This is a genomic window from Amycolatopsis rhizosphaerae, assembly GCF_007713715.1.
Taxonomy (GTDB): domain Bacteria; phylum Actinomycetota; class Actinomycetes; order Mycobacteriales; family Pseudonocardiaceae; genus Amycolatopsis_E; species Amycolatopsis_E rhizosphaerae.
Genome location: NZ_VJWX01000821.1, coordinates 1 through 1,534 on the forward strand (window position 1 = coordinate 1; position 1,534 = coordinate 1,534).

Genomic DNA, 1,534 nt, shown 5'->3' on the forward strand with positions numbered 1-1,534 from the left:
CCTTCGACGCTCTGCGGCTCGTACTTGATTTCGCCGCAGTCGACGATGCCCTGCGCGCACTGCGCCTGCCTGCTGGGCGGCGAGTCTATGTAGCCGTGGGCGCTGGCGACGCCCGGGGCGGCCAGGGCGAGCAGGGGAGCGAGGGCGGCGCCTGCGGCGAAGGTGCGGATCCGGGGCTTGGTGGCCATGTCGGCTCCTTTCCCGCGACCGGGAGACCGGAGAAGTGGTGGTCTGTACCCTTATGGTCTAGACCATATTCGCCCATGGGCGAAGGGAGGGGCAAGGGGCCAGGTGAGCGGGGTCGCACGCCCGGTCTGTCACAAGTTCCGCCGCTGTCTCGTCCTGTCCGTGCCCCTCGCGGGGGAACGAGACGAAAGGACGGGAAGATGGCCCCTACAACGCAAGAGCGGATCGTGGTCCTCGGCGCCGGATACACCGGGCTCGCCGCGGCGAAGCTCGCCGCACGCTGGACGAGCGCGGAGGTGACCCTGGTCAACCGGTACGACCGGTTCGTCGAACGCGTCCGGCTGCACCAGCTCGCCGCCGGTCAGCCGCTGCGGGACCGGCCGCTGACCGGGCTGCTCGAAGGCACCGGCGTCCGGCTGGTCGTCGACCGGGTCACGCGGATCGACCCCGGGGCGCGCACGGTGCGCACCGAGGGAGGCCGCGACCTCGCCTACGACCATCTCGTCTACGCCCTCGGCAGCCAGGCCGACCTGGACTCGGTGCCCGGGGCCGCCGAGCACGCCTTCACGGTCGCCGATCTCGACCACGCACGGGAACTGGCCGGGCGGCTGGGCGAGAGCCGGGTCGTCGCGGTGGCCGGGGGCGGGCTCACCGGGATCGAGGCGGCGGCGGAGCTGGCCGAGAGCCGTCCGGAGCTCAAGGTGCGGCTGCTGACCGGCGGAAAGCTGGGCTCGGGGTTGTCCGAACGGGGGCGGCGCCATCTCGCGCGGGCCCTGCGGCGCCTCGCGATCGACGTGCGGGAAGACGCGAAGGTCGCCGAGGTGCGGGCCGACGGGCTCGTGCTGGACGGGGGCGAGCACGTCGCCGCCGACACCGTGGTGTGGACCGCGGGGTTCACCGTGCCGGGCATCGCCCGCGAGTCGGGATTCGCGGTGGACGCCAACGGCAGGCTGGTGGTGGACGCGACGCTGCGGTCGGTGTCGCACCCGGAGGTCCTCGGCATCGGGGACGCCGCCGCGTTGCGCCGCCCGGACGGGCAGGAACTGCGGATGGCCTGTGCCACCGGGATGCCGACCGCCCAGCGGGCGGTGCGGTCGCTGGCGGACCGGCTCGCCGGGCGCGAGCCGAAGCCGTTGCGGTTCCGGTACTTGAACCAGTGCATCAGCCTCGGCCGCCGTGACGGGCTCATCCAGTTCGTCCGTGCCGACGACAGTCCCGTCGAGGCGGTGCTCACCGGGCGGCTTGCCGCGCGCTACAAGGAAACCATCGTGCGCGGCGCCTTCCTGTTCCAGCGCCACCCAGGCATGCCCGTCGGCTGAGGTGGAGCCGGGCGAGGCTGGTTCAGGCG

At 73.1% G+C, this 1,534-nt stretch carries 1 protein-coding gene and 1 pseudogene; one reads left to right on the forward strand and one right to left on the reverse strand.

Annotated features, from left to right (window positions below; translation table 11 throughout):
* Nucleotides 1-188 (reverse strand): annotated as a pseudogene (locus FNH05_RS37160) (chitin-binding protein); the annotation flags it as partial.
* Nucleotides 189-386: 198 nt separating this feature from the next.
* On the opposite strand from FNH05_RS37160, the gene FNH05_RS37165 reads away from it, so the two are divergent.
* Entirely contained in the window at nucleotides 387-1,505 is a 1,119-nt protein-coding gene (locus tag FNH05_RS37165) for an NAD(P)/FAD-dependent oxidoreductase (RefSeq protein ID WP_186382939.1), read from the forward strand.
* Nucleotides 1,506-1,534 lie beyond the last annotated feature (29 nt).